Below are 24098 nucleotides of genomic sequence, written 5' to 3' on the forward strand. Positions count from 1 at the left end.
GCGGCGGCGTCCGGCGACCTACTTGCCGCCGCCTCCGGCCCCGCCGCCGCCGCCGCCGGCCGTGCCGGAGACCGGCTTGTTGTTCTGAGTCGCGTTCTCCGCCGCTCCGGCGGAACTGCCGGCCGGACGACCCTGGGCCAGGACGGGGCCGGCGACGAACATCAGCACGGCACTCAACGTCAGAATCTTGCGCATCGACTTCGCTCTCCTCGGACGAGCCGGTTCGATACCGGCACACTCCGCTAGGAACGCTTCATCCTGGCAATCGATCCCGAGTCTTGTGGGGTAAGCTTGGCGCTTCCTCAGGAGATAAGCCAAGCCGAGCAGAACAGCAGCACGAAAAACAAGCCCGAACTGAAAAGGACAGCTCGAACTTCACGGTACTGAAGGGGGATAGGATCGGGACCGGGCAGCATGGCGTGGGAACCGCGAGGAGCAGCGGCATCGTCTTCTCACGGCGAGCCTTAAAAGGCGATGATGATGATTGCGGAAGGTGCGGCAAGTCCGAGCTTGTCACTTGAACGCAACAAAGGCAGGCGGCGGCGGGCACCTGGGCGGTCGAGCCGGGCGCGGATCCGCCGGATCGACGAGTTCCGCCGGCCCGCCGGCGCGCCTCGCGCGGCGTTAACCAACCGGTAACCATCCCGGGCGCTTGATGGTGGCGGGCAACAAAGCGTCAATGACTGTGACCAGCACCCGCCACACCCGTCCCTCTCTGCCGCTGCGCGGCCGCGCCTTCCGGGCGCTGGTGCTGGCGCCCGAGAGACCCCTCGATGCCTGGTTCGCGCAGCTCGACGCGCTCGTCCTGCGCTCGCCCACGCTGTTCGCGGAGCGCGCGGTGATCCTCGACGCGGCCGGCCTCGCGCCGGAGGCGGAGGAGAGCGCCCCCGACCTCGCGCACCTCCTCGCCGAACTGGGCCGGCGGGGGATCCGCATCCTCGGGATCGAGCGGGCGGAGGCGACCTGGACCGACGCCGCGATGCCGCCGCGCCTCGCGGGCGGGCGGCCGGCGCCGATCACGCCGCCGATCGCCGACAAGCCCAAGCTGAATTCCTGCGTGCTGGAGACCTCCCTGCGCTCGGGGCAGAGCATCTTCCACCCGGACGGCGACGTCACCGTGATGGGCTCGGTCTCCTCCGGAGCGGAGATCCTGGCCGGCGGGTCGATCCACGTCTATGGCGCCCTGCGCGGCCGGGCGATCGCGGGGGCGGGCGGCAACCGCCGCGCGCGCATCTACTGCCGCAAGTTCCAGCCGGAGCTGCTCGGCATCGACGGGCTGTTCCGCACGGCCGAGACCACGGATCCGGGCCTGCACAACAAGGCCGTCCAGGTCTGGCTGGAACGCGACGCGCTGCGCATGGCGGCGCTCGACTGAGGTTTGGGCCGGCGACCGCGCCGGCCTCGCGAATGCGGACCTGCGGCGGCCCCAACGCGAGAGAGAACCGGCGCGAGGCCGCCCGCAACACCGAGCAAACAGATCTGGGGGACTGACACGATGGCCAAGGTTCTGGTTGTGACGTCGGGCAAGGGCGGGGTCGGGAAGACGACGACGACCGCCGCCCTGGGCGCCGCCCTCGCGCAGATGGGCGAGAACGTCTGCGTGGTGGATTTCGACGTCGGCCTGCGCAACCTCGACCTGGTGATGGGCGCCGAGCGCCGCGTCGTCTACGACCTCATCAACGTCGTCCAGGGCGACGCCAAGCTCGCCCAGGCCCTAATCCGCGACAAGCGCCTCGACACGCTCTCCCTCCTCCCCGCCTCCCAGACCCGCGACAAGGACGCGCTCACCGAGGAGGGCGTCGCCCGGGTCGTCACGGAACTGCGGGAGCGCTTCGACTGGGTGATCTGCGACAGCCCGGCCGGGATCGAGCGCGGCGCGACCCTGGCGATGCGCCACGCCGACGTGGCCGTGGTGGTCACCAACCCGGAAGTGTCCTCGGTCCGCGACTCGGACCGGATCATCGGGCTGCTCGACTCCAAGACGGTGCGGGCCGAGGCCGGCGAGTCGATCGACAAGCACCTGATCCTGACCCGCTACGAGCCCGCGCGGGCGGACAAGGGCGAGATGCTCCGGATCGAGGACGTGCTGGAGATCCTGTCGATCCCGCTGCTCGCGGTGGTGCCGGAGAGCGAGGAGGTGCTCAAGGCCTCCAACGTCGGCAGCCCGGTGACCCTGCACAACCCGGCGAGCGCGCCCTCCCGCGCCTACGTGGACGCGGTGCGACGCCTGCGCGGCGAGACCGTCGCGATGACGATCCCGACCGAGCGCCGCTCCCTCCTCAACCGCCTGATCCCGCGGAGGGCCGCGTGAAACCCTTCGGCTTCCGCTCCCGCCGGGGATCCGCGCTCGCCGCGCGCGACCGGCTCAAGATCCTCCTCGCCCAGGACCGGGCGCTGTTCGGCCGGCGCGACCTCATCACCCTCCTGCGGGAGGAGGTCATACTGGCGATCGCCAAGCACGTGGCGATCGACGTCGACAAGGTCCGCGTCAACCTGGACCGCCGGGGCGGCATCGCGACGCTGGGGATCGACATCGACCTCCCGGCGCACAAGGGTGCGAGTCTCGCGGGCGCCTGAATCGCCGCGGCGCCCGCCCGCGCGCCGCCGCGGCGAGCGCCCCGCCCGAGAGGTTCCGGATGGCCACCGACGTGCCGACCATCTACGCCAACGCGGTCCTGGGCCTGAGCCTGCGCCGCCCGGGCATCCTGCAGCTGACCCTGGGGGCGGCCGGCTTCGCGGCGGAGGAGGCCGACGCGGTCGTGCGCCTCGCGCTGCCGGACGACACCGTGGTGGAACTCGTCGACGCCCTCGTCGAGGGGCTCCAGGCCGCCGCCGAGTCCGACGAGGAGGACGAGGAGGGCCCCGAGCCCTACGAGGCCTCCGTGGGGGACGTCGCCACGGCCGGGCTCCTCGCCACCACGCTCGCCACCGCGATGGGCGACGCGCTGAGCCTGCTCTCGGAGCGGCCCGACTTCGCCGAGCGCCTGAACGAGATCGAGGAGCGGGCGCTGCTGACCACGCGCAACTCCGTCTCGGAGGGCGTCTCGGTCGAGGACGAGGCCAAGGCCGTGCGCGACACGGTGGCGGTGCTCCAGAGCCTGTTCGCCCATTGGCGCAGCGAGCACGGCCCGCCCTCCGATCCCCCTCCGCCCGAGACGCCGCCGCCCGACTCTCCTCCCGAAGCACCTCCGCCCGGGACGCCGCCGGAACCCGGGCCGACGGGCTGAGCGGCCCCGATCCAGGGCCCGCGGTCGGCTTCGGCTGCGCGAAAGCCGGCCGGGCCCCGCCGCGATCCCGATCCGGCGCGTCGCGTGGCGTCCGCGCGATCGCTCCGCGTCGCGGATGCCGACCCGGGGTCGCGGGGCGTGACCGCTGGAATCATCCCCCATCCGCTCGATCCCTTCGGGATGGCGGATGTGGGCTTCGCTCAGGCGCCGCGCGGGCTCATGATCCGCTCGATCCCTTCGGGATGGCGGATCTGGGCTTCGCTCAGGCGCCGCGCGGGCGCGTGATCCGCTTCGATCAACCCGATCCCGGATCACTCCTCCACGAACAGGCCCGCGATGGCCGCGCTCGTGAAGTTCGACAGGCTGCCCGCCAGGATCGCCCGCAGCCCGTAGGAGGCGACCTCGGCCCGGCGCTCCGGGACGAGGCTGCCGAAGCTCGCGAGCTGGATCGCGATCGAGGCGAGATTGGCGAAGCCGCAGAGGGCGAAGCACAGGATCGCGGTGGTGCGCCGGCCGAGTTCGCCGCTGCGCAGCACCGGCGAGAGGTTGGCGTAGGCCAGGAACTCGTTGAAGGCGACCTTCTGGCCGATCGCCGTGCCCACGATGCCGGCCCGCTCCCAGGGCACGCCGAGGATCCAGGCGAGGGGCCGGAACAGCGCCCCGAGGATCGCCTCGATGGAGGCGCCCGCGACGCCGAGGAGGCCGCCGAGCCAGCCGACGAGGCCGTTCGCGAGCGCGATCAGGCCCACGAAGGCGATCAGCATGGCGCCCACCGCCACCGCGACGGCGAGGCCCTTCTGGGTGCCCTCCGCCGCGGCCTCGATCAGGTTGACGGCCCGGCGCTCGCCGAACTCGGCCCGCATGGTCCTGACCCGGCTCGGCTCCGTCGAGGGCACCAGGATCTTGGCGTAGAGGAGCCCGCCCGGGATCGCCATCACGGAGGCGGCGAGCAGGTACTCCATCGGCACGCCGAGGGCCGCGTAGCCGGCCAGGATCGAGCCCGCCGTTGAGGCCGCGCCGCTCGACATGACGGCGAAGAGCTCGGACCCGGTCAGGAGCGGCAGGAAGGGCCGCAGCGCCACCGCGATCTCGCTCTGGCCGATCGCGATGGTGATCACCGCCGAGAAGGTCTCGATCCGCGAGGTGCCGAGGAGCCGCTGCAGCGCGGCGCCGATCACCCGCGCCATCCCCTGCATGATCCCGAGATGGTAGAGCACCCCGATCAGCGCCGAGACGTAGACGATCTGCGGCAGCACCCGGAAGGCGAGCACGAAGCCGCCCTGGTCGAAGAGATCGAACATCCTGGGCGCGACGAGGCCGCCGAACAGGAAGGCCGCGCCCCGGTCGCCGTAGGCGAGCACCGCCGCGACCGCCTCGGCCGCCGTCCCGAGCAGGCGCCGCCCGGTGGGCAGGAGCAGGATCGCGGCCCCGAGCAGCACCTGGATGGCGAGGGCCGAGAGCACGGTCCGGGGCCGGATCGCCCGCCGGTCGGTGGAGGCCAGGACCGCGATCGCGAGGAGCACCGCGAGGCTCAGCGCGGCGTGCAGGATCCTCTCGGCCATCCGGTCTCCTCGGGTGCGGCACCGTCGCCCGCCGCGATGCGCCGGGACCGGCGCGGGCGCAAAGCTCTGGCAGAGCTCTCCCGGAGCGTGCAAGCGGGGTGCCGCGGCCGTTCAGGCCGAGTTCACGCGCCGCCGCCCGTAGTGCCCGGCGAGACAGGCTCAAGCCGCAGGGGGACGCGATGCCGCAGGCCGCGCGCAGGCTCATCGGATTCGTGGTTGCCCTGGCGGCCCTGGTTCTGCCGCTCGCCGGCCTCCGCGCCGCGCCGGCCGAGACCCGGATCGCGCTGGTGATCGGCAACGGCGCCTACCCGGCGGGCGCGCTCGCCACCGCGGCGAACGATGCCGGCCTCGTCGCCCAGACCCTGCAGGCGGCGGGATTCGACGTGGTCGGCGCCCGCGACCTCGACGAGGACGGGCTGCGCCGGGCGCTGCGCGACTTCACCGACAGGGCCGCGGCGGCCGGGCCGGAGGCGGTGGCCTTCGTGTACCTCGCGGGCTACGGGCTGCAGGTCGAGGGCGAGAACTACTTCGTGCCGGTCGATGCCCGCATCGGCGCGGCCTCGGACGTGCCGCTGCGGGCGCTGCGCGTCTCGGATTACGCCAAGCGCCTCGCCGCCCTGCCGCTGCGCGCCCGCTTCCTGGTGCTCGACGCGGGCCGCCGGGCGCCGTTCCGCGTCGCCGGCGAGCCGCTCGCGGGCGGCCTCGCCCTGGTCGAGGCGGAGCCGGACTCGCTCGTCGCGTTCAACGCGGCGCCCGGCACGGTCGCGCCGGAGGAGCCGGGCCCCTACGGCGCCTACGCGCAGGCCCTCGCCGAGATGATGCGGGAGGGCGGCCTCGCCCCGGCCGAACTGTTCGCGCGCGTCCGCCTGCGGGTGAGCGAGACGACCCGCGGCGCCGCCGTGCCCTGGCACAGCGCCCGGATCGGGGCGCCCTTCGTGTTCTTCGAGCGCGGCGCCGAGGCGCCGCCGCTTCCCGCGCTGGCGGGCACGGACCGGCGGCCCCTCGGGGAGATCGGGCCGCGGGACGCCTTCGCGCGCTGCCTGGAGCAGGACAGCCTGCAGGCCTACGAGGCGTTCCTGGCCGCCTACCCGCAGGACCCGCTCGCCAAGCGCGTGCGGGCGATCCTCGCGGCGCGGCGCGAGGCGCTGACCTGGCGCCGGTCGCGGGTGGCGGACACGCCGAACGCCTACTGGTCCTATCTCGACCGCTACCCGCGGGGCCCGCACGCCCCCGACGCGCGGCGGCGCCTGCGGCAGCTCGCCGCCGCGGCCGAGCCGCCCGACCACTTCGCCGCCCTCGCCTACGACGTGCCCCCGCCCCCGCCCGAGGAGCGCATCTACGTCGAGCGCCCGGTCGTGGTGCTCGACGGCCCGGCCGACGACCTGCCGCCCCCGCCGGTCCTGCTGCCGCCGCGGCCGGCCGCCCTGCTCGACCTGCCCCCGCCCGTGGTCGAGGAATACGTCCTGCCGGCGCCGGTCTTCGTGCCGGTTCCGGCCGCCGTGCGGCTCCCCGCCACCGTCGCCCCGCCCGAGGGCAACCCCCTCGCCGGCCGCATCCACGAGCGCCCGGGCCCGACCGGGAGCGCGATCGCGGCCGGGGTCGCCGGGGCGGCGATCGGCGCCGCGGTGGCGGCCCGGGTGGCGCTGCCGCCCTCCCTCTCGCAGAAGGCGGCCCTGCGCCCGGGCCTGCCGCCCGGCGCGATGCCGGCCGGCGGGCTCCCGGGCCAGCCGCGCGGGCCGGTGCCGCCGCAGGCGGGCCGCCCGGGCCCCCCCGCCGCGATCGGCCAGCCCCTGCCTGGACAACCCCTGCCCGGACAGCCGGGGCGGACGGCGCCGCTGCCCGCCCAGGCGCGTCCCGGCCCGCCGCCGATCCCGGGGCAGGCCCTGCCCGGGCCGGCTGCGCCGGCGAACCGGCCGGGCGCCGGAGCGGCGCCGACGCTACGGGCGCAGCCGGCCCCCGGCGCGCCGCCCCGCGCCGCGCCGCCCGCCGCGCCCGTCCAGGCCCTGCGGCCGGGCTGGCCGCCGCCCGGCCAGCCCCCGGCCGGGCGGCCCGCCTCGCCGCACGGCCCCGTCGCGGCGCCCGCCCCGAACCCGGACTTCGCCCGCCAGCAGCAGGTCCGTCAGGAGCAGGCCGCCCAGGCGCAGGCCGCCCAAGCCCGGGCCGCCCAAGCCCGGGCCGCCCAGGCGCAGCGGGCCGCCGCGGCCCAGCGCCAGCAGATGATGATGCAGCAGCGGCAGCAGGAGGCCGCGCGGGCCTTTCAGCAGAGGCAGCAGGTGATGCAGCAGCAGGCCTCGCAGGCGGCGGCCCGGCAGCAGGCGGCCCAGGCCGCGGCGCGCCAGCAGCAGATGATGATGCAGCAGCAGGCCGCCGCCCAGCGCCAGCACCAGATGCAGATGATGCAGATGCAGCGCCCGCCGCCGGCGGCGCCGCGCGCCGTTCCGCAGCCGGCGCCCCATCCCGGCCATGGCGGCCGGCCCTGCGGTCAGCCCGGCCTGCCGCCCTGCCGCTGACCCCCGCCCTCGCCCGGACGGCCGCGCGGAGATCCGCCGCACCGCCGGGCCGCGCCCTTGCAGAGCGAGAACAAAACAAGTACATACCGGGAGCCGCGCACATTGAGAATCTCTTCGCCCCCGTGCCATAAGGACCCGTCAGATGGCTCAGTCCTCGCTGCGACTGGTGGAAAACCCGACCATGGATAAAGACAAGTCGAAGGCGATCGATGCCGCGCTCGCCCAGATCGAGCGCGCCTTCGGCAAGGGCTCGATCATGCGCCTGGGCAAGGGCGACAAGGTGCAGGAGGTCGAGACCATCTCCACCGGGTCGCTCGGGCTCGACGTGGCGCTCGGCGTCGGCGGCCTGCCGCGCGGGCGGGTGATCGAGATCTACGGCCCGGAATCCTCCGGCAAGACCACGCTGGCGCTGCACACGATCGCGGAGGCGCAGAAGAAGGGCGGGGTCTGCGCCTTCGTGGATGCCGAGCACGCGCTCGATCCGGTCTACGCCCGCAAGCTCGGGGTCAATCTCGACGACTTGCTGATCTCGCAGCCCGACACGGGCGAGCAGGCGCTGGAGATCACCGACACGCTGGTCCGCTCGGGCGCGATCGACGTGCTGGTGGTGGATTCGGTTGCCGCGCTCACCCCCCGGGCCGAGATCGAGGGCGAGATGGGCGACCAGCAGCCGGGCCTCCAGGCCCGCCTGATGAGCCAGGCCCTGCGCAAGCTCACCGGCTCGATCTCGCGCTCGAACTGCATGGTCATCTTCATCAACCAGATCCGGATGAAGATCGGCGTGATGTACGGGAGCCCCGAGACCACCACGGGCGGCAACGCGCTGAAGTTCTACGCCTCGGTGCGGCTCGACATCCGCCGCGTCTCGACCCTGAAGGACCGCGACGAGCCGATCGGCAACAGCGTCCGGGTCAAGGTGGTGAAGAACAAGGTGGCGCCGCCGTTCAAGCAGGTCGAGTTCGACATCATGTTCGGCGAGGGCGTGTCGAAGGTGGGCGAGCTGATCGACCTCGGCGTGAAGGCCGGCATCGTCGAGAAGTCGGGGGCGTGGTTCTCCTACGACAGCCAGCGCCTGGGCCAGGGCCGCGAGAACGCCAAGGGCTTCCTGCGGGACAACCCGGACATCGCCGGGCGCATCGAGGCGGCGATCCGCCAGAACATGGGCCTCGTCGCCGACAAGATCCTGGAGAACGCGGTCCCGACCGCGGAGGATTTCGACGAGGGCGAGGCCTGAGCCAGGCCCGACGGATCGAGGAGGAAGGGGCCGCCGCGGGAGACGCGGCGGCCCCTTCCGTTTGGGGCCGCTCGCGCGGGCCGGCTCATGCGGGATCGCGCTCATGCGGGATCGCGCTCCTGCGCGACGCTCCCGGAGGCGGCGAGGCCGTTCCGAGTCTCCCGCCCCCTCGCGGCGGCCCGGGTCGCCCCGCCCGCCTTGACGGCAGGGTCCGTGAGCCGCCGCGGAGTCACGCCCCTCCCCGGTGCGACCTCGCGCCTTACCTTGGAGCGCATCCAAGCTGTCCGTGTTGTCCACGGGCATCCCGTCCCCGGCGACCGGCGCGGTGCCGGCCCGCCCGCCCTCGGAGGCCGGAATGCCACGACGCGGACACCCAGAACCGAACCGGAGAGACTTGATGGTTGGAGCATCCGCCACCACGGCCCCCGCCGCCGTGCCCGCGGCCGCCGGGGCGCAGCCGGCCGGGCCCGCGGCGCCGGTCACCGCGCGGGTCGCCTTCACGGTGAACGGCGCGCGGCGCGAACTCGACCTCGACCTGCGCACCAGCCTGCTCGACGCCCTGCGCGAGCACCTGCACCTGACCGGCACCAAGAAGGGCTGCGACCACGGCCAGTGCGGCGCCTGCACCATCATCGTCGACGGGCGGCGGATCAACGCCTGCCTGACGCTGGCCGTCATGCACCAGGGCAGCGCGATCACCACCATCGAGGGGCTGGGAGGGCCGGAGAGCCTGCATCCGATGCAGGCCGCCTTCGTGCGTCACGACGGCTACCAGTGCGGCTACTGCACGCCGGGCCAGATCTGCTCGGCGGTCGCCGTGCTCGACGAGATCGCGGCCGGGATCCCGAGCCACGCCACCGCCGATCTCACCGCGGCCCCGGACCTGTCCGAGGCCGAGATCCGCGAGCGCATGAGCGGCAACCTCTGCCGCTGCGGCGCCTATTCCAACATCGTCGAGGCCGTGACCGAGGTCGCCGGGAGGCGGGCATGAAGTCCTTCACCTACGAGCGCCCGGCCTCCCCGGCGGAGGCGGCGTCCGCCGTCGCGCGCAACCCGGGCGCGAAGTTCATCGCCGGCGGCACCAACCTGCTCGACCTGATGAAGCTGCAGATCGAGACGCCGGCCCACCTCGTGGACGTGAACGGGCTCGGGCTCGACGCGATCGAGGCGACGCCGGAGGGGGGCCTGCGCATCGGCGCGCTGGTGCGCAACACCGACCTCGCGGCCGATCCGCGGGTCCGCCGCGACTACCCGGTGCTCTCCCGGGCGCTCCTCGCGGGGGCCACCGGCCAGCTCCGCAACCAGGCGACGACGGCCGGCAACCTGCTCCAGCGCACCCGCTGCCCCTACTTCTACGACACCGCACAGGCCTGCAACAAGCGGCGGCCGGGCTCGGGCTGCGCCGCCCTCGACGGGATCAGCCGGCAGCTCGCGGTGATCGGCGGCAGCGAGGCCTGCATCGCCACCCATCCGGGCGACATGGCGGTGGCGATGCGCGTCCTCGACGCCGCCGTCGAGACCGTCGACGCGACGGGCGCGGCGCGCACGATCCCGATCGCCGAGTTCCACCGCCTGCCCGGGGACGCGCCCGAGCGCGACACGACGCTGCGGCCGGACGAGCTCATCACCGCCGTGACGCTGCCCCGGCCCCTCGGCGGGGCGCAGATCTACCGCAAGGTGCGCGACCGCGCCTCCTACGCCTTCGCGCTGGTCTCGGTCGCCGCCGTGGTGCAGCCGGATGGCAGCGGCCGCGTCGCCTTCGGCGGCCTCGCGCACAAGCCCTGGCGGGTCGAGGCCGCGGAGGCCGAGCTGCCGCGCGGCGCCGCGGCGGTGGCCGCCGGCATGCTGTCGGGCGCGAGGCCGACCCGCGACAACGCGTTCAAGTTGAGGCTCGCCGAGCGGACCCTCGGCGCGGCGCTCAAGCAAGCGAGGGCCTGAGCCATGAAGTTCGACACCCCCGCCGGGCAAAACCCGATCGACCAGCTCAAGGTCGTCGGCCGCCCCACCGACCGCATCGACGGCAAGTTCAAGACCACCGGCACGGCGCCCTACGCCTACGAGCGGCACGACGTCGCGCCGAACCAGGCCTACGGCTACGTGGTCGGCGCCGGCATCGCCAAGGGGCGCGTGCGCGCGATCGAGACCGAGGAGGCCGCGCGCGCGCCGGGCGTCCTGGCGATCGTGACGACCCTCGACACGCCCCGGCTGCCGCGCGGCACGATGAACGCCGCCTACCTGTTCGGCGGCGACGCGATCCAGCACTACCACCAAGCGGTCGCCCTGGTGGTGGCGGAGACCTTCGAGCAGGCGCGGGCGGCGGCCTTCCTGATCCGGGTCGATTGCGCGCCCGAGCCCGGCCGCTTCGACCTGCGCGCCGAGGCGGGGGCGGCGAAGCCGGTCCCGGGCGACAGCGGCGAGGGCAGCAGCGGCGCGGGCGAGGAGCGCGTCGGCGATTTCGAGGGGGCCTTCGCGCAGGCCCCGGTGACCCTCGACGCGACCTATACCACCGCCGACGAGAGCCACGCCATGATGGAGCCGCACGCGAGCGTCGCGGCCTGGGAGGGCGACCGGCTCACGCTCTGGACCTCCAACCAGATGATCGGCTGGGGCAAGGGCAGCATCGCCAAGATCTTCGGCATCCCCAAGGCGAATGTCCGGCTCGACTCGCCCTACGTGGGCGGCGGCTTCGGCGGCAAGCTGTTCGTGCGCGCCGACGCGGTGCTGGCCGCCCTGGGCGCGCGGGCGGCCGGGCGCCCGGTGAAGGTGGCGCTGACCCGGCCAATGATCCCCAACAACACCACGCACCGACCCGCCACGATCCAGCGCATCCGCCTCGGCGCGACCCGGGACGGGATCCTCACGGCCATCGCGCACGAGAGCATCTCCGGCAACCTGCCGGACGGCGACCCGGAGACGGCGGTCAGTCAGACCAAGCTGCTCTACGCGGGGGCGAACCGGCTGACCGCGCTGAAGCTCGCCCATCTCGACCTGCCCGAGGGCAACGCCATGCGGGCCCCCGGCGAGGCGCCCGGCATGCTGGCGCTCGAGGTCGCGATGGACGAGATGGCGGAGAAGCTCGGGCTCGACCCGGTCGAGTTCCGCCTGCGCAACGACACCCAGGTCGACCCGAACCAGCCCGGACGCGCCTTCTCGCACCGCGACTTCGTCGGCTGCCTGCGGCTCGGCGCGGAGCGGTTCGGCTGGGCGCGGCGCAGCCCGACCCCCGGGCAGGTCCGGGACGGGGCGTGGCGGGTCGGGCTCGGGATGGCGTCGGCCTTCCGCAACAACCTGGTGCTGAAATCGGGCGCGCGGGTGCGCCTCGACGGCCGCGGCCGGGTGACGGTCGAGACCGACATGACCGATATCGGCACCGGCAGCTACACCATCATCGCGCAGACCGCGGCGGAGATGATGGGCCTGCCCCTCGACCGGGTCGAGGTGCGGCTGGGCGATTCCGACTTCCCGACCGCGGCCGGCTCGGGCGGCCAGTTCGGCGCCAATTCCTCGACCGCGGGCGTCTACGCCGCCTGCGTGAAGCTGCGGGAGGCGGTGGCGCAGCGGCTCGGCATCAACTCGGCCGACGCGGTCTTCGCCGACGGCCAGGTGCGGGCCGGCAACCGCGCGGTGCCGCTCGGCGAGGCGGCGGCCCAGGGCGAGATCGTTGCCGAGGACGCGATCGAGTTCGGCGGCCTCGACAAGACCTACCAGCAATCGACGTTCGGCGCCCATTTCGTGGAGGTCGGGGTCGATGCCGACACCGCGGAGGTGCGGGTGCGGCGGATGCTGGCTGTCTGCGCGGCCGGCCGCATCCTCAACCCGAAATCGGCCCGCAGCCAGGTCATCGGCGGGATGACCATGGGGGTCGGGGCGGCGCTGATGGAGAAGCTCGCGGTCGACACGCGCCGGGGCTTCTTCGTCAACCACGACCTCGCCGGCTACGAGGTGCCGGTCCACGCCGACATCCCGCACCAGGAGGTGATCTTCCTCGACGAGGTCGACGCGATGTCGTCGCCGATGAAGGCCAAGGGCGTCGGCGAACTCGGCCTGTGCGGGGTCGGCGCCGCGGTGGCGAACGCGGTCTACAACGCCACCGGCGTGCGGGTGCGGGACTATCCCCTCACCGTCGACAAGCTCATCGACCGCATGCCGGAGGCGGCGTGAGGCGGCCCGCCCCCTCGCGCCATCCGGGCGGGCGCTCCTCGCGGCCGCTTCGGCCGCCGGGGCCGTGACGGTCGAGCGGAGCGGCTCGCGCGCGTCCGCCCCAGGGCCCGCCGGCGCCCTCACGGGTGGCGTGCGCGCCGACCCGCTGCTCAGGGAGGCGCCGCCCCGGCGGTCGGGTGCCCTCGTCACCCGCCGCGCCGGGGGCGCGGACGGCGTGGCGCGGCCACCCGCACGGGCAGGCGCCGATCGTCACCGCGGGGGCGGGTTCGGCAACGGGGCCGCCCAGTCCGGGAGATCCGGCGCGGGCTGGTAGGTGCGCTGGCCTGGCTCGGCGACCAACCCGCCTTCGCGGCGCGGGCGGATCACCTGTTCGGACTCATCGCGGGCGCGATCCTGACGGACCGCGCCGGGCGCCGTCACGACGGGGAGACCGCTCGCGCGCGGGTGATCCGGGCCGACCGCCAGCGCGGCGATCGGCCCGTCTTCCGCTCGTCCGCGGCGCGGCTGCCGGGCCCGGCAGCCGCCCGATCACGAGCAGCCGGTCGTGCTGCCGCAGGTGTCGCATTTCAGGCAGGTGCCGTTGCGCACCAGCGTGAAATTCGCGCATTCCGGGCAGGCCTCGCCGACATAGCCCTTCATCTTGGCCTCGGCCCGGCGGTCGGCGACGCTGCGCTCCGCCTTGGGCTCGGGCCGGCCGAAGGGCAGGGCCTCGGCGAGGGCGTCGATCCGGCCGGCCAGGGCGGGCTCGGTCCGCAGCGCCACCGCGCCGCGCACGGCGTGGATGCTGCCGCCCGCCGGGGCCGAGAGGCCGGTCGCGGGCGCCGCCACCCCGGCGGTGCTGCCGCCGGGACCGCCGTGGATCAGGGTCAGCCGGTCGGCCGAGCCGCGCAGCAGGCCCCGCGACACGATCGTGTGCGCCACCACCGGCTCCGGCGCCGGCTGCTTCGACTGCGCCACGCCCCCGCCCATCACGGTCGAGCCGATCTCGGACGGGTCGACATGCGCGAGGTCGGTGCGGCCCAGATACGAGATCGCCAGTTCCCGGAACACGTAGTCGAGGATCGAGGTCGCGTTCTTGATCGCGTCGTTGCCCTGCACGAACCCCGCCGGCTCGAAGCGGGTGAAGGTGAAGGCGTCGACGTACTCCTCCAGCGGCACGCCGTATTGCAGGCCGAGCGAGATCGCGATCGCGAAGTTGTTCATCAGGCTGCGGAAGGCGGCGCCCTCCTTGTGCATGTCGATGAAGATCTCGCCGAGCCGGCCGTCGTCGTACTCGCCGGTGCGCAGGTAGACTTTGTGCCCGCCGACCACCGCCTTCTGGGTGTAGCCCTTGCGGCGGTCCGGCATCTTCTCCCGCGAGCGGATGCGCTCGACGCGCTCGATCACCCGCTCGACGATCTTCTCCGCCACCGCCGCGGCCCGGGCCGCGGCCGGCTGCGCGATCAGCGCCTCCACCGCCTCCTCGGCCTCGTCCTCGTCGTCATCGGCGATGAGCGCGGCGTTGAGGGGCTGCGACAGCTTCGAGCCGTCGCGGTAGAGCGCGTTCGCCTTCAGGCCGAGGGTCCAGGAGAGCCGGTAGGCCTCCTTGCAATCCTCCACCGTGGCGTCGTTCGGCATGTTGATGGTCTTGGAGATCGCCCCCGAGATGAAGGGCTGCGCCGCCGCCATCATGCGGATGTGGCTCTCCACCGAGAGGTAGCGCTTGCCGGTGCGCCCGCACGGATTGGCGCAGTCGAACACCGCGTAATGCTCGCGCTTCAGGTGCGGCGCGCCCTCCAGCGTCATCGCCCCGCAGACGTGGATGTTCGCCGCCTCGATCTCGCGCCGCGTGAAGCCGAGATGCGTCAGCAGGTCGAAGGACGGATCGGCGAGCCTCTCGGCCGGGACCCGCAGGGTCCTGGTCAGGAAATCCTCGCCCAAGGTCCAGCGGTTGAACACGAACTTGATGTCGAAGGCCGATTTCAGCCCCGCCTCGACCGCCGCGATCTTGTCGTCGGTGAAGCCCTTGGCGCGCAGGGCGGCCGGGTTGACGGCCGGCGCCTGGCCGAGCGAGCCGTGGCCGACCGCGTAGGCCTCGATCTCGGCGATCTCGGATTCCCGGTAGCCGAGGGCGCGCAGCGCGTCCGGCACCGCCCGGTTGATGATCTTGAAGTAGCCGCCGCCCGCCAGCTTCTTGAACTTCACCAGGGCGAAGTCGGGCTCGATGCCGGTGGTGTCGCAATCCATCACCAGCCCGATCGTGCCGGTCGGCGCGATCACGGTCGCCTGCGCGTTGCGGTAGCCGTGCTCCTCGCCGAGCACCAGCGCCCGGTCCCAGGCCCGCGTGGCGTGGGCCACGAGGTCGGGCTGCGGGCAGGCCGCGTGGTCGAGGGGCACCGGCTTGGTGCTGAGGAACTCGTAGCCCTCCGCCTCGCCGTGCGCGGCCCGGCGATGGTTGCGGATCACCCGCAGCATCGCGTCGGCATTCTCCTCGTAGGCCGGGAAGGGCCCGAGTTCGCGCGCCATCTCGGCCGAGGTGGCGTAGGCCACGCCGGTCATGATGGCGGTGAGCGCCCCCGCCAGCGCCCGCCCCTCGCGGGAATCGTAGGGCAGGCCCATGGTCATCAGCAGGCCGCCGACATTGGCGTAGCCGAGCCCGAGGGTGCGGTACTTGTAGGAGAGGTCGGCGATCTCCCGGCTCGGGAACTGCGCCATCGTCACCGAGATCTCCAGGACGATGGTCCAGAGCCGGCAGAGATGCTCGTAGGCCTCGACGTCGAAGGTCCGGGTGCCGCGGTCGAACAGCGCCAGCAGGTTGGCCGAGGCGAGGTTGCAGGCGGTGTCGTCCAGGAACATGTACTCGGAGCACGGGTTCGAGGCCCGGATCCGCCCGCCGACCGGGCAGGTGTGCCAGTCGTTCATGGTGGTGTTGAAGTGCAGGCCCGGATCGGCCGAGGCCCAGGCCGCCGCGCCGATCTTCTCCCAGAGGTCGCGGGCCTTCAGCGTCTTGGCGACCTTGCCGCCGATGCGGGTCCTGAGCGGCCAGTCCGCGTCCGCCTCGACGGCGCGCAGGAAGTCGTCGGTGAGCGAGACCGAGTTGTTGGAGTTCTGGCCCGAGACCGTGAGGTAGGCCTCGGAATCCCAGTCCGTGTCGAAGATCGGGAAATCGACCTCGGTCGCGCCCTGGCGGGCGGACTGGATCACCCGCTTGACCGAGGCGTCCGGCACCATGGCGCGGCGGGCCGCCTTGACCTCGCGCTTGAGCGCCGGGTTGCGCTCGGGGTCGAAGCAGGCGTCGCCCTCCGCCTCGCAGTTCAGGCAGGCGCGCATCACCGCCTTGAGGTGCTTGGCGGCGACCTTCGAGCCGGTGACCAGCGCGGCGACCTTCTGCTCCTCCCGCACCTTCCAGTCGATGAAGGCCTCGATGTCGGGATGGTCGATGTCGACGATCACCATCTTGGCGGCGCGCCGCGTGGTGCCGCCCGACTTGATCGCGCCCGCCGCCCGGTCGCCGATCTTGAGGAAGCTCATCAGGCCCGACGAGCGCCCGCCGCCCGCCAGCTTCTCGTTCTCGCCGCGCAGGGCCGAGAAGTTCGAGCCCGTGCCCGAGCCGTACTTGAACAGGCGCGCCTCGCGCACCCAGAGGTCCATGATGCCGCCCTCGTTGACGAGGTCGTCCTGGACCGACTGGATGAAGCAGGCGTGCGGCTGCGGGTGCTCGTAGGCGCTCGCCGACTTGGTCAGCGCGCCGGTGCGGTAATCGACGTAGTAGTGGCCCTGGCTCGGGCCGTCGATGCCGTAGGCCCAGTGCAGGCCGGTGTTGAACCATTGCGGCGAGTTCGGCGCCACCATCTGGCGGGCCAGCATGGCGCGCAGCTCGTCGAGGAAGGCGGCGGCGTCCTCCTCGGAGGAGAAGTAGCCGCCCTTCCAGCCCCAGTAGGTCCAGCAGCCGGCGAGCCGGTCGAAGACCTGGACGGCCGAGGTCTCGGAACCGTAGCGCGCCTCCTCGGGCAGCGCCGCGAGGGCCTCCTCGTCCGGCACCGAGCGCCACAGGAAGGAGGGAACGTCGTTCTCCTCCACGCGCCGGAGCGCCGCGGGCACGCCCGCCTTGCGGAAGTACTTCTGGGCCAGGACGTCGCAGGCGACCTGGCTCCAGGCCTCCGGCACGTCGATGCCGTCGAGGCGAAACACCACCGAGCCGTCCGGATTGCGGATCTCGCTCACCGCTTTCCTGAACGGGATCCCCGCATAGGGGGATTGTCCGGCCGTCGTGATACGCCGCTCGATCCGCATGAAACGTTCTCTCCCGACAGGTGACATGACAACCCGAACCGCGACCCCGCGCGGTCGTTCGCCCAGCATGGTTCAGGATGCCTCGACCCCGGCGCATCAACGCACGCCAGAGTTGCGCCGTCCGCAGCTTTGCGCCGCGCGGCCGTTGAACGTTTCGCCGGCGAACCGGTCGTCCAACCTGCGGGCAAGCTAGCGAGCTTCGGGGCTCCGCGTCAACAACTAGTGTGACGCCCGGCCGTTCCACGCTAGATGTTGTGCCGGCGAGCCAAATCCTGTGGATATCTCGCGACTCCGCCTAAAGCCGCATCGGGCCTCTCGGATTCCGCGCGAGTTTTTTCGCGCTCAACCGGTTCTGCGGCCGGTCGGGCGCGGCGCGGCTGTGAATTTGATGCAAATTCGCCACGCCTGGGCCCGGGTAGCGGGTGTCGGTTGCGCGGCCGGGCGGGCTCAACCGGTGCTCCCGGGCCGGCGCCCGGGGCGGGCGCGGTGCTCCCGGGCCGGCGCCGCGGGCGCCGGGGTGCGACGCGCTGCGGCTGGACTTCGCCGGCCCGCCTCACCATAGTCCGCCGCGACCGAGGACGGGCCCCGGGCCCGGGCAAGCGACGAGACGGCCGCGATGGCGCTGAAAGACACACTCCTGCGCATCTTCACGTGGTGGAGCGGCTCCACCGTGAGCCTGGAGTTCTACACCAAGCGCCACGGCGAGCTCGTCGGCACGGACGAGTTCGGCAACCGCTACTACCGGGCCGAGGGGCCGCTGATCGACCCGTCGGTCGGGCCGGAGCGGCGCTGGGTGATCTACAACGGCGAGGCGGACGCCTCGAAGGTGCCGCCGGGCTGGCGCGGCTGGCTCAGCCACACGGTCGACGTGGCGCCGAGCGAGGAGAGCTATACGCCGCGCGAGTGGCAGAAGCCCTTCGAGCCGAACCTGACCGGTACCGTGGCGGCCTATCGGCCGCGCGGCTCGCAGCTCTCCTACGGCCAGCGCCCGGCCGCGACCGGCGACTACGTGCCGTGGACGCCGGGCGAGTAGGGGCCGCCCTTTTTCCACCACCCTTCGGGGGGAGACAGCGGGCAGCCGAAGGGAGTTCGCGTTGAGCCGCACCACCGCCCGATCCGCCATCCGCGCGGCTTTGGTCCTCAGCCTCGCGGGCGTCCTCGCGCCCGCCGCGCAGGCCGACAAGATCCGCAACCCGACCGCGGTGTTCTCGGGGCTCGACAAGATCACCGGCCGCATCGTGACCTTCGAGGTCTCGGTCGACGAGACGGTGCAGTTCGGCGCCCTGCAGCTGACGCCGCGGGTCTGCTACACCCGCCCGCCGACCGAGAGCGCCAGGACCACGGCCTTCCTGGAGGTCGACGAGGTCACGCTGGAGAACAAGTACCGGCGGATCTTCACCGGCTGGATGTTCGCGGCGAGCCCCGGCCTGCACGCGATCGAGCACCCGATCTACGACGTCTGGCTGGTGGACTGCAAAGGCGGGACGGACATCATCGCCGAAGCCAAGGAGCAGGACGACGCGCCGGTGGCGGCCGCCAAGCCCGAGCGCCGCCGCCGCGACCCGAACCAGCAGCAGGAGGCGCGGCGCGCCCAGCCGGTCAACCGCCAGGGGCAGGTGGACGTGGCGCCGCTGCGCGGCACGCCGGTGCAGCCGCGCCAGACGCCCTCGCGCCGCTTCTTCCCGACGAACGACGCGCCGTCCTTCTTCAACTCGGATCCGCGCTGAGCGGGGCGCGCCGCGCGGGTTCGCGATCCGGGAGCCGCCGTGATCCAACCGGATCCCGGCTCAGCCCTGGAACGCCAGCGTCGCGCGGGTGCCGCGAGGGAGGCGGTCGTACTCGACCTTGGAGCGCAGGTTCGTGCCCATGGCCCGCAGGATGCGCGAGCCGAGGCCGGAGCCGAGCGGGGTCCCCTCCCCCGACCAGCCGATGCCGTCGTCCTCGACCACGAGGCAGAGCGCGTCCTCGCCGCGCCGCGTGATGGCGACCCGGATCTCCCCCGCCACCTCGGGCGGATAGGCGTACTTGTAGGCGTTGGTGACGAGTTCGGTCACGACGACGCCGAGCGAGACCGCCTTGTCGGTGGCGAGCCGGATCGGCTCGGCCCGCAGGCGGATGGCGTGGTCGCGCCCCGCCGCCTTCATGGAGGCTTCGAGTTCCTCGACCAGGCTCGCCAGGTAGGCGTCGACCTCGACCGCCTGGACGTCCTGCGAGGTGTAGAGGCGGCGGTGGATCCCCGCGATGGCGGAGATCCGCGCCTGCATCTCCTCGAGCGCGCTCTTGGCGGCCGGGTCCGTCACCGCGTTGGTCTGCATCCGGGCCAGCGCCGCCACCAGGGCGAGGGAGTTGGCGACGCGGTGATTCACCTCCCGCAGCAGGATCTCGGCCCGGTCGCGGGCGGCCCGCACCTCGGCCTCCGCCCGCTCCTTGTCCCGCCGCAGCGCCTCCTGGCGCAGGGCGGTGTCGATCGCCTCGCCGAGGAGTTCGCGGAAATGGCCCTGCACGTCCTTCCAGACGTAATCCACGGCGCCGGCCTTGAGGGCGGCCACGGCGACGCGGCTGTCCTCCGAGCCGGTCACGTAGACGACCGGGGGCGCCTCGGGCAGGGCCCGGATCGCCGCCAGCACCTCGAGCCCGCTGCGGCCCGGCATGTGGTGGTCGAGGGCGACCACGTCGATGCCGCCCGCCCGCAGCCGCGCCAGCCCCGCCTCCCCGTCCTCGGCGAGGTCCACGGCGTAGCCCCGGCCCCGCAGGGCGCGCTGGACGAGGCGCCCGAGCCCGGGATCGTCGTCGATGTAGAGGATGCGGGCCTGGCCCGGCGCGGCCGCGTCGCTCATGGATTCTCGGGCACCTGCATCACCGAGAAGAACAGGCCGAGCTGCCGGATCGCGTTCGCGAAGCCGTCGTAGTTCACCGGCTTGGTGATGTAGACGTTGGCGCCGAAGTCGTAGCAGCGCTGGATCTCGCGGCTGTCGTCCGTGGTGGTGAGGACGACCACGGGCGAGCGCCGGGTATGCGGGTTCGCCTTCACGGTCTCCAGGATGTCGAGGCCGGTCATGTCCGGCAGGTTGAGGTCGAGCAGGATCAGGAGGTGGCGCCCCGCGCTGACCTCGCCGGTGCCGTCCGGCCCGAGCAGGTAGGCGAGCGCCGAGGTGCCGTCCCGGAACGGCAGGATCTCGTTGTTCACGCCGGCCCGGCGGATGTTGCGCTCGATGAGCCGGGCGTGGCCCTCGTCGTCCTCGATCATCACGATGCAGACGGGATGCATCCGGTCCTCCCCTCACTCGGCCGCCATCCCGGGCGCGCCCCCGGGGGCGGCCTCCGGGGTGCCCTCGAACCCGGCCCGGTCCGGCCCGGGGGCGCTCGCGACCGGGCGGCGCGGCAGCGTCACCGTGAAGGTGGTGCCCTCGCCGAGCCGCGAGGCCACCTCGATGCGCCCGCCGAGGGAGCGCACCAGCGCCTTGACGTGGGCGAGCCCGATCCCCTCCCCCGGCCGGTCCTGGGCGCCCGCCCGGCGGAACAGCTCGAAGACCCGGGCGTGGTCCTGGGGCGCGATGCCGCGCCCGTTGTCGCTGACGGCGAAGCGCACGCGGTCGCCCGGGGCGGCCTCGGCCGCCACGGCGATGCGGCCGGGCCGCTCGGGCGACAGGTATTTCAGGGCGTTGTCGATCAGGTTGGAGAAGATCTGCTCGATCGCGAGCCGGTCGGCGGTGATCGGCGGCAGGCCGGGCGCGACGCTCACCCTTGCCCCGACCGCGTCGGCCTGGTGGCGCTGCGCGTCGGCGAGCCCCTGGATGACCGCCGTCATGTCGAGGGGCTCGGGCCGGAAATTGCGCCGCCCCTCCCGCGACAGCTTCAGGATCGCGGCGATCAGCCCCTCCATCTTGGTGATCGCCGCCCGGATGAAGCCGAGGGCCTCGCTCATGTCGCCGTCGATCTGCGCCGCCTGCGGGTGGCCCTCGAGCGCGCCGCGGATCTCCTCCTGCAGCGCCTCGAGCTCGCTCGTGAAGCCCATCACGTTGACGAGCGGCGCCCGCAGGTCGTGGGAGACGATGTAGGCGTAGCGCTGGATCTCCTCGTTCGACTCGCGCAGCTCGGCCTCGGCCTCGCGCTGGGCGGTGATGTCGGTGTGGACCCCGACCCATTCGCGGATGCGCCCGTCCGGCTCCAGGATCGGCACGGCCCGGATCGCGTAGGGCCGCCACGTGCCGTCGCGGCTGCGCACCCGGTGCTCGAACACGAAGGTCCGCCGCGCCGCGACGGCCGCGTTCCAGGCGTCGATGCTCGGCTGCGCGTCGTCGGGATGCACCGCCCGCGCCCAGCCGTAGCCCTCGTACTCGGCGCGGGTCTGCCCGGTGATGGCCGCCCAGCCGGGCTGCTCGCCGGTCATCCGGCCGGCCGCGTCGTTGGTCCAGAGCACGCCCCGCACCGCCCGCACCGCGGCGCGGAAGCGGTCCTGCTCGTGGCGCACCGAGATCAGGAGGCGCGCATTGTCGAGGGCGATCCCGGCCTGCCCGGCGAAGCCCAGGATCAGGCGCTCCTCCCGGGTCCCGAAGCGGCCCGGCTCGGGATGGCCGAAGAGCAGGGCGCCGAGCGTCTCGCCCGAGCCGGAGACGACCGGCACCGCGAGGTAGCTGCGCACGGGCAGGTGGCCCTCCGGCATGCCGCCGTGGGAGCCGTAGCGGGCATCCGCCGCCACGTCGTCCGAGCGCACCACCCCGTCGGCCCGGAAGGTCGGGGCGAAGAGCGCGGTGGCACGGGGCAGGCCGAAGCGCGTGAAGGCCTCGCGCGGCGCGCCCGTCAGGCTGAACAGGCGCCAGGCCTCCTCCGGATCGCCCTCGCGCCCGGCCGGCACGCGCTCGAAGAAGGCGCCGTAGGCCGCCCCCGTGAGGGCGGTGGCGTTGTCGATGATGCTCTGGACGAGGCGGCCGAGATCGTGCTCGGCGGCCAGGGAGGCGCCGGCGCGGTTGAGCCGCTCCAGGCGCGCGGTCTCCTCCTGGAGCGCGAGCCGCGCCTCCTCGGAGCGCCGGCTGACCCGGACCTGGGCGAGGGCCCCGCCCGCGAGCAGCAGCGTGAGGACGAGGCCGAGCCCGCCGATCGTCGGCGCGAGCGCCCCGGCCGGGTCGTGCGCGAAGGCCGGCGTCGCGGCGGCGCTCAGGGTCCAGGTCCGGCCCGCCAGGGTGAGGGCGCGCCGCGCCGCCAGGCCGGCTTCCGGCCGGCCCGCCCCGGGCGCGGAGGCGTAGAGGAGCCGCTCGGGCATCGGCTCCGAGGCATCGGGCACGGCGCCGTCATGGACCGCGTAGGCGAGTTCGCGCGCGCCGCCCGCGGTGCGGCGGGTGACCACCTGCGGGAAGAAGTCGCCCGCCCGGAACGGGGCGTAGACGAAGCCGCGCAGGGCGCCGCGCCGGTCCGCGACCGCCTCCGGGATGGCCTCCCCCGCGTAGACCGGGAGGTAGAGCAGGAAGCCCGGCTGGCGGTCGCGGTCGATCTCCTGGACGAGTTCGACCTTGCCCGAGAGCGCGACCTCGGCGCCGTCGCGGGCCCGCGCCATCGCCTCCCGGCGCGTCGGCTCGGAGGACATGTCGAAGCCCATCGCGGCGGCGTTGCGCCGGTCCGCGGGTTCGAGCGCGACGATGGCGGTGGGGTCCGGCGCTCCGGTCTCCGGCCACGGCTCGGGCGCGCCCTCCGCGCCGAGCCGCCGCCGCAGCGCCTCGCGCTCGCCGGGGGCGAAGCGCTGCGCGAAGCCGAGGCCGCGGATGCCCGGATAGAGCTCCCCGAGGCGCAGCCGCGCCACGTAGGCGGCGAATTCCGCCCGGCTGACCTCCCGGCTCGCCGCGTAGAGCCCGGCCGCGCCGCGCAGGAGCGCCGCGTAGGTGTCGAGCCGCTCGCGGATGTCCTCGGCCTGCGCGTCGACGAGCCGCGCGAACCGCTCGCCGTCCCGCACCGCACTCACCTGCCGGAGCTGCAGGGCCGCGCCTCCCGACAGGATCAGGCCGACCAGCAGGATCAGCAGCGGCAGCCCGTAGCGTCCGATCGGGCGCGCTGAACCAGACGAGGGCGGAGCAGGCGACGAGATGACGGCGATCCTCTGCGCGAGCGCGACCGGGATGTTCTAGTGCCGCCGCGCTGCACGGCCAGACAGCGGGGCCCGCAACAGGGGAAGTTCGGCCGGTCTCGAGTCAGGCCTTGGCGCGGGAGCCGCGCCGCGGGTGGGCCGGGCGCACCGCCGTGCGGGAACGGCATCGCTGCCAGCCCCAATGCTCGTAGGGGCTCGTCGGCGCGGCCTCGCACCAGCCAGCCCGCCGCAGGCGCTCCGCGAGGATCTGGCGGTCGAGGCAGGCCTGCTCGCTCATCGCGGAGGACGGGAGCCCGCAGGCCGCGTCGGCCCGCTCCCACCGGGCGACGAGATCCTCGGACGCCGCGGCCCGGCCGACGCAGAGGAAGGCGAGCCCGAGCACGAGACCCGGCAAGGTGAGGTGACGGAGCATGGGCGAGTCCTGCGCGCCCGACCGATTCGGGCCCGCGCGGGATAGCACGGCCGGCGCAACCGGCAAGGCGGCAACCGGTCCCGCGCCCGCGATCAGTGCGGGGCGAAGATCGGGCGGCGCGGGACCGGGCGGGGCGGGCGGCGCGGGGGCGGGACGGCGCCCGCCATGCGCCGCGACGCGCCCTCGATGGTGCGCGACCACAGGCTCGCCGCCTCCGCCGCCTCGCCCCTCGACGCGAAGGTCTCGTCGGATCTCAGCAAGGTCTCGTTCTTGCGGCCGATCAGGCGCCACCGCCATCGGCCGGGATCATCCTGCTCGATGAGGAATTCCATAGCCGCCTCCACTGGATTTCCTTTGCGGAGGAATATGCCTCATGCCATGGGCCGCGGGGCGCCGCGCCGGCCCGCGAGGCAGGCGATCTGCCCCGCGGGCGCGATTCGGCGCGAGTCTTCCCCAGGATCCACAGGTCCGCGCCGGCGCGCGGGCGGCGCGAGCGAGGGATCGGCTTGACGGCTGTGCCGGCGACACGAATCCCGGCGCGCATGTCCCGGCGCGCATGTCGGAGCGGAACCGATCGGTCCGCCGCGCCTTCTCTCCGCGGTTCCCGGGGGAGGCCGGGACCGAGGCAGCGGATCCCCGCGCGA

19 protein-coding genes are annotated in these 24098 nt (G+C 73.6%); 11 read left to right on the plus strand and 8 right to left on the minus strand.

Annotated elements, in window-relative coordinates:
* Window positions 1–18: 18 nt before the first annotated feature.
* On the minus strand, window positions 19–195 hold the full coding sequence (locus QA634_RS01435; protein WP_012330273.1) for a hypothetical protein: 177 nt from the start codon (window positions 193–195) through the stop codon (window positions 19–21).
* A gap of 484 nt (window positions 196–679) precedes the next feature.
* On the opposite strand from QA634_RS01435, the gene minC reads away from it, so the two are divergent.
* From minC to QA634_RS01455, 4 genes are all read left to right on the plus strand, one after another.
* A complete protein-coding gene (gene minC / locus QA634_RS01440) occupies window positions 680–1375 on the plus strand; it encodes a septum site-determining protein MinC (RefSeq protein ID WP_012330274.1) in 696 nt (231 codons plus the stop codon).
* A gap of 120 nt (window positions 1376–1495) precedes the next feature.
* Entirely contained in the window at window positions 1496–2311 is an 816-nt protein-coding gene (minD, locus tag QA634_RS01445) for a septum site-determining protein MinD (RefSeq protein WP_012330275.1), read from the plus strand.
* The gene (gene minE / locus QA634_RS01450) at window positions 2308–2577 is read left to right on the plus strand and encodes a cell division topological specificity factor MinE (protein ID WP_012330276.1); all 270 of its coding nucleotides are present in this window, start codon (window positions 2308–2310) and stop codon (window positions 2575–2577) included. Before minD ends, minE begins: the two co-directional genes overlap by 4 nt.
* Before the next feature lie 59 nt (window positions 2578–2636).
* A complete protein-coding gene (locus tag QA634_RS01455; RefSeq protein ID WP_012330277.1) occupies window positions 2637–3227 on the plus strand; it encodes a hypothetical protein in 591 nt (196 codons plus the stop codon).
* A 311-nt stretch (window positions 3228–3538) separates the two neighbouring features.
* On the opposite strand, the gene QA634_RS01460 is transcribed toward QA634_RS01455, so the two are convergent.
* A complete protein-coding gene (locus QA634_RS01460; RefSeq protein WP_012330278.1) occupies window positions 3539–4789 on the minus strand; it encodes a NupC/NupG family nucleoside CNT transporter in 1251 nt (416 codons plus the stop codon).
* A 179-nt stretch (window positions 4790–4968) separates the two neighbouring features.
* Between QA634_RS01460 and QA634_RS01465 the strand changes: the two genes are divergently transcribed.
* The 5 genes from QA634_RS01465 to paoC all read left to right on the plus strand — a co-directional run bounded on the left by QA634_RS01465 (window position 4969) and on the right by paoC (window position 12694).
* A complete protein-coding gene (locus QA634_RS01465; protein WP_012330279.1) occupies window positions 4969–7299 on the plus strand; it encodes a caspase family protein in 2331 nt (776 codons plus the stop codon).
* Window positions 7300–7441: 142 nt separating this feature from the next.
* Window positions 7442–8533, plus strand: coding sequence for a recombinase RecA (gene recA, locus QA634_RS01470; protein ID WP_012330280.1), 1092 nt, complete (start codon window positions 7442–7444; stop codon window positions 8531–8533).
* Between the two features lie 397 nt (window positions 8534–8930).
* Window positions 8931–9524: an aldehyde dehydrogenase iron-sulfur subunit PaoA gene (gene paoA / locus QA634_RS01475; RefSeq protein ID WP_012330281.1), complete on the plus strand. Its 594-nt coding sequence runs from the start codon at window positions 8931–8933 to the stop codon at window positions 9522–9524.
* Window positions 9521–10471, plus strand: coding sequence for an FAD binding domain-containing protein (locus tag QA634_RS01480; RefSeq protein ID WP_012330282.1), 951 nt, complete (start codon window positions 9521–9523; stop codon window positions 10469–10471). Before paoA ends, QA634_RS01480 begins: the two co-directional genes overlap by 4 nt.
* 3 nt (window positions 10472–10474) lie before the next feature.
* Window positions 10475–12694 carry an aldehyde oxidoreductase molybdenum-binding subunit PaoC gene (gene paoC, locus QA634_RS01485; RefSeq protein ID WP_012330283.1) on the plus strand — a complete coding sequence of 740 codons (2220 nt, stop codon included), beginning with the start codon at window positions 10475–10477 and terminating at the stop codon, window positions 12692–12694.
* Between the two features lie 528 nt (window positions 12695–13222).
* Here paoC and QA634_RS01490 read toward each other — a convergent pair.
* Complete coding sequence (locus tag QA634_RS01490) at window positions 13223–16966, minus strand: vitamin B12-dependent ribonucleotide reductase (RefSeq protein WP_012330284.1); 3744 nt, start codon at window positions 16964–16966, stop codon at window positions 13223–13225.
* Between the two features lie 616 nt (window positions 16967–17582).
* Here QA634_RS01490 and QA634_RS01495 point away from each other — a divergent pair.
* Both QA634_RS01495 and QA634_RS01500 read left to right on the plus strand, forming a co-directional pair.
* Window positions 17583–17999, plus strand: a complete 417-nt coding sequence (locus tag QA634_RS01495) for an NADH:ubiquinone oxidoreductase subunit NDUFA12 (protein WP_012330285.1) — start codon at window positions 17583–17585, stop codon at window positions 17997–17999.
* A 61-nt stretch (window positions 18000–18060) separates the two neighbouring features.
* The gene (locus QA634_RS01500) at window positions 18061–18693 is read left to right on the plus strand and encodes a DUF2155 domain-containing protein (RefSeq protein WP_012330286.1); all 633 of its coding nucleotides are present in this window, start codon (window positions 18061–18063) and stop codon (window positions 18691–18693) included.
* A 60-nt stretch (window positions 18694–18753) separates the two neighbouring features.
* Here QA634_RS01500 and QA634_RS01505 read toward each other — a convergent pair whose 3' ends face one another.
* The 5 genes from QA634_RS01505 to QA634_RS01525 all read right to left on the minus strand — a co-directional run bounded on the left by QA634_RS01505 (window position 18754) and on the right by QA634_RS01525 (window position 23786).
* Window positions 18754–19803, minus strand: coding sequence for a sensor histidine kinase (locus QA634_RS01505; RefSeq protein WP_012330287.1), 1050 nt, complete (start codon window positions 19801–19803; stop codon window positions 18754–18756).
* Complete coding sequence (locus QA634_RS01510; protein WP_012330288.1) at window positions 19800–20234, minus strand: response regulator; 435 nt, start codon at window positions 20232–20234, stop codon at window positions 19800–19802. Before QA634_RS01510 ends, QA634_RS01505 begins: the two co-directional genes overlap by 4 nt.
* 12 nt (window positions 20235–20246) lie before the next feature.
* On the minus strand, window positions 20247–22910 hold the full coding sequence (locus QA634_RS35710; protein ID WP_012330289.1) for a CHASE domain-containing protein: 2664 nt from the start codon (window positions 22908–22910) through the stop codon (window positions 20247–20249).
* A 235-nt stretch (window positions 22911–23145) separates the two neighbouring features.
* A complete protein-coding gene (locus QA634_RS01520) occupies window positions 23146–23454 on the minus strand; it encodes a hypothetical protein (protein WP_012330290.1) in 309 nt (102 codons plus the stop codon).
* Between the two features lie 92 nt (window positions 23455–23546).
* Complete coding sequence (locus QA634_RS01525; protein ID WP_012330291.1) at window positions 23547–23786, minus strand: hypothetical protein; 240 nt, start codon at window positions 23784–23786, stop codon at window positions 23547–23549.
* Window positions 23787–24098 lie beyond the last annotated feature (312 nt).

The sequence above is a fragment of the Methylobacterium sp. CB376 genome, from assembly GCF_029714205.1.
Taxonomy (GTDB): Bacteria; Pseudomonadota; Alphaproteobacteria; order Rhizobiales; family Beijerinckiaceae; genus Methylobacterium.